Source organism: Bradyrhizobium sp. Leo114, from assembly GCF_055229415.2.
Window position 1 is genome coordinate 1 of record NZ_JBUYEN020000105.1, and the last position, 8,468, is coordinate 8,468.

At 57.3% G+C, this 8,468-nt stretch carries 7 protein-coding genes, 1 pseudogene and 1 other annotated feature; of the genes and pseudogenes, 1 reads left to right on the forward strand and 7 read right to left on the reverse strand.

Translation table 11 applies throughout. From position 1 onward, the window contains the following. Positions 1-123 precede the first annotated feature (123 nt). Genes ACZIRK_RS43905 through ACZIRK_RS43930 form a run of 6 tightly spaced genes read right to left on the reverse strand, consistent with a single transcriptional unit; the run spans position 124 to position 6,575 of the window. The gene (locus ACZIRK_RS43905; protein ID WP_394569720.1) at positions 124-1,257 is read right to left on the reverse strand and encodes an aminotransferase-like domain-containing protein; all 1,134 of its coding nucleotides are present in this window, start codon (positions 1,255-1,257) and stop codon (positions 124-126) included. A gap of 19 nt (positions 1,258-1,276) precedes the next feature. Then, positions 1,277-2,854 (reverse strand): class I tRNA ligase family protein, encoded by a 1,578-nt coding sequence (locus ACZIRK_RS43910; RefSeq protein ID WP_028169264.1) that lies wholly within the window; start codon positions 2,852-2,854, stop codon positions 1,277-1,279. Between the two features lies 1 nt (position 2,855). Further along, positions 2,856-3,185, reverse strand: a complete 330-nt coding sequence (locus ACZIRK_RS43915; RefSeq protein WP_028169265.1) for a cupin domain-containing protein — start codon at positions 3,183-3,185, stop codon at positions 2,856-2,858. Positions 3,186-3,209: 24 nt separating this feature from the next. Next, on the reverse strand, positions 3,210-3,989 hold the full coding sequence (locus tag ACZIRK_RS43920) for a phytanoyl-CoA dioxygenase family protein (RefSeq protein WP_028169266.1): 780 nt from the start codon (positions 3,987-3,989) through the stop codon (positions 3,210-3,212). A 40-nt stretch (positions 3,990-4,029) separates the two neighbouring features. After that, a complete protein-coding gene (locus ACZIRK_RS43925; RefSeq protein ID WP_474419703.1) occupies positions 4,030-5,259 on the reverse strand; it encodes an MFS transporter in 1,230 nt (409 codons plus the stop codon). Next, entirely contained in the window at positions 5,256-6,575 is a 1,320-nt protein-coding gene (locus ACZIRK_RS43930; protein ID WP_155255674.1) for a lysine N(6)-hydroxylase/L-ornithine N(5)-oxygenase family protein, read from the reverse strand. Before ACZIRK_RS43930 ends, ACZIRK_RS43925 begins: the two co-directional genes overlap by 4 nt. Before the next feature lie 1,107 nt (positions 6,576-7,682). Here ACZIRK_RS43930 and ACZIRK_RS43935 point away from each other — a divergent pair. After that, a pseudogene (locus tag ACZIRK_RS43935) lies at positions 7,683-8,146 on the forward strand (transposase); the annotation flags it as partial. Next, positions 7,961-8,077 (forward strand) — a sequence feature (AL1L pseudoknot). Its footprint overlaps the pseudogene before it by 117 nt. Before the next feature lie 74 nt (positions 8,147-8,220). On the opposite strand, the gene ACZIRK_RS43940 reads toward ACZIRK_RS43935, so the two are convergent. Further along, positions 8,221-8,468: integrase core domain-containing protein (locus ACZIRK_RS43940; protein ID WP_474419705.1), on the reverse strand; the 248-nt coding region annotated here is incomplete at its 5' end.

Sequence of the window (8,468 nt, forward strand, 5' to 3'; positions counted from 1 at the left end):
CGAAATGTACGAAAATAATCCGCCCTGATCCGAAAAAGCGCCCCGCATGCGAACCCCCGACGATCCATGATCGATATAGAATCATCAATCGCAGCCCCTGACGAGGGCTTTTTCAGCAGACTGCTAGAGGTTAGCATGCAAATTACCTAAGCGCTCCAGCCCCTGCTCAATGAGAGATATTGGAAGATAGCTGAAACACAGGCGCACGTGACGGCCACTTCGTGGGCCATAGTTGCGACCATTTATAAGGTGCACGTCGTGCTCGCGGCTCGCAGCTTCAATAAACATCTCCGGATCCGTACCCGCGGTAAGCCGTACCCAGAACGAGAAGCCCCCGCTTGGCACCGTATATTCCGGCTCGCAAATCCGGCTGCGCTGCAACAACCTATGCACGCTGTCTCGCTTCGCTTGGTAGTGCTCGCGTAAGCGTGTTATGTGCGCGTCAAGAGCGCTCGATTGCAACAACCCCAAAACGACATTACTCAAAACCGGACTTACGCCGCCGTCGGGTTTGAGGTGCGCAAGCCTGTTGATGATGTCGGACTCCGCAAGCACCCAGCCTACCCGTAGCCCCGGTCCGGCAACTTTTGAGATGCTATGGACATTGATCACGTTGTTGCCTGGCGCCAGCCAATGCACTGGACCGTTATAGGGCAACTCAGCATAGACAAGATCCTGCACCAAGAGAGCGCCACTGCGGGCTAGCAGGCCCGCCAACTTGGCCACATAGTCGCACGACATCTGGCGCCCGGTTGGATTATGAAATGCTGGCATCGTGTAGAAAAGCTTCACCCGGGCATTGGTCTGCAGCATTGCCTCGACTTCGTTCAGATCCACTCCCTCTGCGGCCAGACCTAGCTGGACCACGGTTGCACCCGCGATCGAAAACGTACGCAGTGCGCCCAAGTAGGAGGGGTCCTCCGTCAGGACCACGTCACCGGGGTCAATCCAGCCATCGGCAAGCAATTGTAAAGCCTGTGAAGCACCACCCGTAAGCATAACTTGGTTATGCCGCACGCCGTACCTCAGTGCGAGCTTTGTACGAAGTTCGGGCAAACCCGCCGCATCCGTATACTGCGGCAGATCGGCGGGAGCGACACCTGTACCTCCGTCAAACGCGCCTGGCCACGGCAGTTCTGCAAACATCACCGGATCGGCCAGCGCGTGGCCGAAATTGATACCATGTTTCGCAGTTGAGGAGTTGAATGGCGCAAAGCCCTGAGCGACAGCGCTGCGTTTTGAGATGCGCGAATTCATGGCTTCGTCATTCGGATCTTCATGATTGCCAAATCTGTTCTTTGCAAAAGCGCTTATTGTACTCCGCGGCAAAGTTTGCGGGTATTGGCGCGCTGAAACGGGGAAAGTCCACCGACGTCTTTGGCTGGGCTGCTACGGCTGATGTCTCGAGGGACGGCCGCCACGCACCGCCAAAGTAGTGCTGGCCGTAGCCCATCGCTAGCTCAGGTACTACGGGATAGAGTAGGCTCAGGAACAGCGAGATCTGCGCAGCATTCCATGTCCAACCGTCTGCATGTGCAAAGCCAGCTAGCTCGAAGTACTTGTCGATGATATCAAGCGCATCCCAGAAACGCAGTGTGGTGACCGCATCGGCGTAATCTTCAGCGAAGCGGCGGAAATTCGGGGACAGTTCGGTGCTCTCTACTGTGCGTGCGTTTTCTGCATACCGGCGTAACGCATCTTCCCAGACCCGAATGCGTGAGGCTGCCGAGATGAGCCCGTCGAGATCAAAATCGTTTGCGTCGGTTCCAAACGGCTTGGCCACTCGCGCCAGTGCATAACGGAGTACGTTTGGCCCCACCTCGCGCGCCACTTCATCGGCCCAAAGAGCATGATCACGACTGGTGGAAAACTTTTCGCCTTCCAGCTTGTAGAAATCCTGGACGGAGTGATTTTTGGGAATTGGGTAGCCGCGCGCGAGCAGAGCGCCGGCCACACCTAGCGTGTAATAGAAGCGGTTATCTTGCCCCATGAAGAAAAGAAGCTCGGTGTTCTGGTCGTGCAACGTCGCGTTTGCGTCCAGACCGGCGCGGGCGCATTGCTCGCGAATTCCGGTGTCGAAGCACCAGAGGCCCTCAAACCATGTAAGCAGCGTTTGGCCGATCAGAGAGTCAGGCTGTTTTACCTCCACACCGTGCCTGAAATGGCGGGTCATCGGCAAGCCGCGCACCTCCCGGTGTAGCCAAGCGCGCGCCTTGGCGCGTATCGGCTCGGGCCATGTGCTTTCTCCAATGGCTTCGTGCAGTGGGCGAGCGAGACGTGGCATGTCGAACACGGCCTGCGTGATGGGTCTTAGCACAAGATCGCGGCCGCAGGTGACGTGCCGTGCGTCACGGATTGTGTCGTGCTGAAGAGCCAGCCCGCAGTTCTCACACAGATTGCTGTCGCAAGGCGATGAGCAAGCCGGGCAACGGCCAGTTGCGAGCGAGTCCGTAACGAGCTCATCGCAATGGTCGCAATACAGTTGGACGCCCTGCCGTACGTCGACGTAGCCGGCCCCTTGCAGCTCGCGGAATATAGCTAGCGCATTTTCCTTGTGAATCGCGCTAGATGTGCGCACGAACACATCGGGAGTAATTTGCACGGCGCGCAAACACTGTAAGATCTGGTGAATGTATCGTTCTGCGACCTCGCTAAAGGATTGGCCGAGCTTTCGTGCCGTTTCGAGCGTATATGTGCCGTGCTCGTCTGAGCCAGTGATGTAGTAGGCCCGATGGCCGGTCATGCGTTGAAAGCGGACGAAAATATCAGCGAGTAAATACACGCCGCCGATGTGACCCAGATGTAGTTTGCCGTTAGGGCAAGGCGGCGCGGGACAGACAAAATAGGTGCGCACGTCAATCCCACCAAATCGAGATAAACTTGAGAGCGCTGTCTTGGCTGATATTACGGATAGTGTGCGTCTGATGTGGCGACATGTAACACAAGGTCGTTTCGCTAACCTCACGGACCTGACCGTCGACTTCGAATTCTCCACGACCAGAGATCAGCACCCAAAGTTCGTGCTCCTGATGATCGTGCGGGTCGACCGCATCGCCTGGAGCGAGCTCCACGACTGAAGCGCCAAATGCTGGGCTGAGACCCTCCGGGAGATGCTCCAAAAGGCGCCAGACCAGAACGCCGTATTCGGTTCGCATCAGAGAATGATCGGCCTGCTTCGTGTACACGTTGGTCTTCCTCAAACGTGGCTATCAGTCGCGATAGAATATGCCATTGGGAATCTTCAGGTTTTCAAGATCCGCCACCGCTTCCTCTGGTGGGTTGTAGGCGCGCTTCATGCGGTTGTATTCGGTGCGTGTCGGACCTCCAGTGGATGCGCGCTGGAACACCAAGTGAATCGCACGACGCGACCGATCGCTCTTGTTTGGCAGTGAGTAATGGGGCGCATAATCGTCGAAAATGAAAGCATCGCCAGCCTTCAAGTGCACCGGCTCCCATGTGAAGGTTTCGGCGATCTCCGGGCGAATCACGCCGCCGGCATCCATCGGAAACACTCCTTCCTTATGGCGAGCTGGCGTGAAGAAAAGCCCACCGTTACCCGGGTCCGAGTCGTCCACGGCAATGGATGCAATTGCGTGCACCATGCGTTCGGGTATCTTGTGCGGGATATGATAGATGTCCTGATGTGGGCGGTATCCGCCGCTGTCCGGATACTTGAAGATCAGAAGTTCCTTCAACATCCGTGTTTCCTCATTCAAGAGTGTCTCGACCGCTGTACGAATGCGGCCATCGGCCAGGAGCGCCTCCCGTAGAGGGGCATGGTAGTCTAAGAAGTTCTCGGCCTTGGAGATAATCTTGCGGCTGTCACTCGTCTTCTCGAACCACAACATCCACTTGTCGGAGCTTACATCCCAACGTGCGACTTCCTCAACGAAACGAGAAATCTTGTCGCGCGTGGCTGGATCGAAGAACTGTTCCAATCGAAGATATCCATCCTTATGCCATTTCGATTGTTGTGCCTCAGTCAGCATGTGTGAGCTCCTTCGTAAGATGAGACGGATCAGTTGTGCTTTACCCCAGGCGGCTTGCTAGCACCGCATTAAGAGCGGTCGCGCTCAATAGGCTCAGCAACATCACGTCAGGGCCGAATCCACGGACCAACTGCCCTCCGACCAGGGGAAAGCCGAAGAGCCCGAGGAAGTATGCGAGCGTAAAGATCTGCGAGGTAGTGGGCACGGAGACGCCGTGCTCGCCGGCAAGATTGACGGCTATCGTGTTCAAGGTTGAATAACTTAACCCATAGCCGGCGGCAAAGAGGACGGTGGCCGCGATATAGAGTGAGGTGCTGCCACCATTGAGAAGGAACAACACCAGAGACGCAGCGGTCAGTAGGATGAGCGTGAGCGCCAGTCGCTGTAACGGCAGGCTGCCCATGAGGTGAGCGACCGAGAAGCGTAGTACCACGCTCGTAGCAGTAAAAACGAGAAAGAACAGATCGGAATTCAAGTGACGTGATGCGGAATACGCGCTCTGATATGTGGACAGCCCCGCGAACATGCAGGCTGAAATCGCAATCATGGCGATGGGGAGTGCTGTGCACTTCTGAAGCAGTGTCGTAGTCGCGGCCAGTGTAATTTCGACATCCGGCATCGGCACTGCCGATAGCCTCGACATCGCGCGTCTTGTAAGGTCTACGCAGGCGGCTGCGATCACGCACGCAATCGCAAGCACCGCATAAATCGTGGCCAGCGAACCAGTGTATTTTGCAAGCAAGTGACCAAGTGGAGCCGCTAGGCCGAGCCCAGCCATTTGTGATCCGGATAAGACAGTCAAATACTGAATACGTGCTGAGGGACGTAGATGGCGGATGATCTGCAGCGGTGCCAGAATGAAGAACACTGACCAAGAAGAGCCCACCAGTAATCCTCCACCGTACGCCGCTCGCCCATCGAGGGCAGCGCCGGCAAAGGCCAGCATGGCTAAGGCCATAAATAGCGAGGCGACAGTCAACGTGGGCAATAGGCCTATCCGCTTTGCCAGCCAGCCTGCCAAGCAACAGGAAACGAGAGTGGCAGCCATGCCGCTGGAAATAATAAGACCCGCGGCTCCACTATCCGTTCCGAGCGCATGCATGTAGTCCGGCAATAGAAAGCTAGTGCCGTAAGCTGCTGCAATGATAATGGAGGCAATCAAAAATGGTGCAAAGGCGCGGTAGTCGAGCGTGCCTGAAAGCTGGTCGGCGGCTTTAGCCGTTCCATCCGCAATCCGGCCCCGCAGCCGTGAGGTCGAACCGCCGTTCATATGCTACCCAGTCGGGTTGATGGCATCGCAACCACACCGGCGTCTCGTTCAGACGTGTCCGAAGGTGCGTAAACCTCAATCATCTGCCTGTCGGATGTATTCAAATAGAACGGTCGGCCGAGGAGGCTATTAATAATCAGGCTGTTGCGGTACGCGACCAAAGATAGATTGGCGCTCTGCAATCCGTGCTGCACGCGGCTTTGATTTTGTAGATATATTGGTCCTGGCATGTGCCGACTGAAGCGGACTGCGTAGTCCGGGCCGAGTACGGGCAGGCCGTCTTCCATACACGCGCCTTCGAGGAGGGCCTGCAAGAAGGGCGGCGTACGTGGCTGGAAGCCTGTAGCAAGCACTATACGATCGACGAGGATGCAGCTATTTCGCTGCGTTGCGATCTCATTTAGATCTACTCGCCAGCGCTTGTTGTGGGACGTGACGTCTTTCACGACTACGCTGGACAACACACGAAATCGGTCGGCCAGCGTGCCATCCAGGCTGCGTTCGTACAGCATTTCATATAGGCGGTTGCACAAATCGACAGAAATACCATCGCTCGTAAGCATCTCGCCCTCGACTATGTTCCGGCGTTGCTGAAGCGGTAGAGCGTGAAAGCGACGGCTATAGGCGGGCGTGTAAGCCTCATTCACGAAACTGTTGTCGTCGATGGCAAACAAGTTCGAACGCGACGTTGCCCACGTGATCTGGGTGGATACAGAACGAGTAAGAATATCCTCGATGATCTCAGCCCCGCTCTGACCGCCTCCCACAACGAGCACATGCTCGGCTGCATACGGTAGCTGCCGCTCGAGATAGTCGGCTGCATGGTAGACGGTGTCACATAGCAAAGATCTGGCACAGGCCGGGATCTTGGGCTCTACGCCAACGCCGACAACAACGGCGCGCGCCAAGTATGTGGTTGTATTCGTGCTGATGCGGTAGCCATCCCTAAAAGGAACAACATCCTTGACTTCCTCGGAGAAGCGGAGCGTATTGAGTCGCCCTGCGACCCACCGGTAATACTCAATGAACTCCCGCCGGGACGTTGAAGCATTGCGCTTGTTGACAAAGCTGTAGAGCCGACCATGCAGTGCCAAATAGTTGAGGAATGAATATGGGCTAGTAGGATCGACCAGGGTCACGCAATCCTTGAGCGGCGACACCTGTAGGCGACTGTTCGGCAGCGCAAGGCCTGGATGCCAAAAGAGTGCGTCTCGCTTCTCCAGGAAAAGTGCGCGGAGCGGAGTAGGTTCAATAAGCGCTGCGAGGCTAAGGTTAAATGGGCCGATGCCAATTCCGATGAGGTCCAGCATTTCCATAGAAGTCTCTTTGAGCTCGTGTAAGTTCTTGACGTTGGCGCTCGTGTAAATTTTGCTCGGGTCCGGGCGCGTCGCTTCATTACTGAAGCACGTTTGTGTGACTTGGGATGGGGCAGCGGCTTGGCCCGCAATGGCGCGTCTTGCAAGCCGTCTGCTGAAACCTCTCATTCGTGGGAACACTAAAGTCCGGCTGCGACCATCTTCACCCACCCATCCGGTGGTCTCTGCTCATCAGCAATCGCCGTGCCAGCCACAAAATCTCGACTGCGCCTCGTTGGACGAGAAGAACATGCCCACCTACAGCATTTCGTGCGGAATTGCCCCGGCAGCTCCGTCGGATTTACGACATTGAGGCGGCAATCGGACATCCACATACGGAATACCGAGCGCACGGATCCATGGCTGAGAAACGAACACACTGTGAATGCTCATCTACGCCGACAGTGCTCAAACCATCATGATCTTTCCACGCATTGTCAGCCCTTCAGGCCTCGCAGACCGCTCGTCTGTGGTGTCGCACCAGGAGAGCTGCGTCGCACTACGCGGGCAGCAGACATCTTCGGCTCCGCAATGTTGGCAGTTTCTCAGGTAATGGCGGTGGACAGTTCCGCTTTGGCTGATTGCGGCGGCCTTTTTTGGGCTTAGCCAAGAGGCCGGTGAGCGTAAACAACAAACAGCGCCGCCAAGCGCGAGGAGTTTCTGGTGACGGAGCCTTGCCGACGCGCGCCCGTGCGGGCGATCTTCTGATTGGCTAACGTGCGGCACACACCGGCTTGTGCGCTTTCGAAACGTGAGTAGCCTCAAAGCATGTCCTGTTCTAGTAAAAACCTCCGGCCGCAGCGCGCGACCGGAGGCTTGCGTTGGAACGTTAGCACATCGTTGTCCAGCGTTAACTGCTCCTTGCCAGCGCCGTTAACACGCCAGGTTATGGTCCCCCTGGCATTTTCTTTAAGCCACGCACTCAGCGCACGCAGACGTGTAGCTCGCTTCTGCGCAGACTGCCCGAGCTCCGCAGTCGGGTTTCTAAGGTCCTTCAAGGCTTGGCCGAGCGTGGCCTTGAACCGCCCCGGGTTTGCCGGAGGCTCCAGCTCCTGAGAGGATGGAGCCATGACGAGCAAGACGACGAACAGATTTTCACCCGAGGTCCGGGCCCGTGCGGTTCGGATGGTTCTGGATCACGCGAGCGAGCATCCGTCCCGCTGGGCGGCGGTGACCTCGATTGCGGCCAAGATCGGCTGCACGCCGCAGACGCTGCATGACTGGGTCAAGAAGGCCGAGGTCGACAGCGGGCAGGCGTTCCGACCGACATGGCTGAGAAGCTGAAGGCCCTGGAACGGGAAGAACCGTGAGCTTCGGCACGCCAATGAGATCCTGCGCAAGGCGAGCGCCTATTTTGCGACGGCGGAGCTCGACCGCCGGTCCAAGCCATGATCGCCTTCATCGACGATCACCGTGGGACGTATGGGGTCGAGCCGATCTGCAGGGTCTTGCCGATCGCCCCTTCGACCTACCCCGCTCATGTGGCCAAGCGGCGCGATCCGACCAAGCTGTCGGCGCGCGCCAGGCAGGATGAAATGGACCCGCGGAGCGGGACCGCTTGAACCGGTTTGTTAGTTGGAAACTGACTGCTCCTGATCCCTTTCTATCACGCAGCCAGAGACGCTGTCTGCTGCAGTTGCTGTGGGCATGTGGTCAACGCGGCAGCGTTGTCCACCATGTCCACAGCCTTCGCGGCCTGCATCCGTTCGCGCCAGACCGCCATCGGCGTGCGATAGCCGTGCGCCTGATGAAGGCGACGATCGTTGTAGAAGGCGATCCAGCTTGCGACCCCTGCCTTGGCCTCGCGGCCGTCGGCATAGCCTCTGAGATAGATGTCCTCATGCTTGAGCGACC

What these genes read in the sequence shown, in the direction of transcription:
- ACZIRK_RS43905 (WP_394569720.1), bottom strand. Translation starts at nt 1,257, where the DNA reads ATGAATTCGCGCATCTCAAAACGCAGCGCTGTCGCTCAGGGCTTTGCG.
- ACZIRK_RS43920 (WP_028169266.1), bottom strand. Translation starts at nt 3,989, where the DNA reads ATGCTGACTGAGGCACAACAATCGAAATGGCATAAGGATGGATATCTT.
- ACZIRK_RS43925 (WP_474419703.1), bottom strand. Translation starts at nt 5,259, where the DNA reads ATGAACGGCGGTTCGACCTCACGGCTGCGGGGCCGGATTGCGGATGGA.
- ACZIRK_RS43930 (WP_155255674.1), bottom strand. Translation starts at nt 6,575, where the DNA reads ATGGAAATGCTGGACCTCATCGGAATTGGCATCGGCCCATTTAACCTT.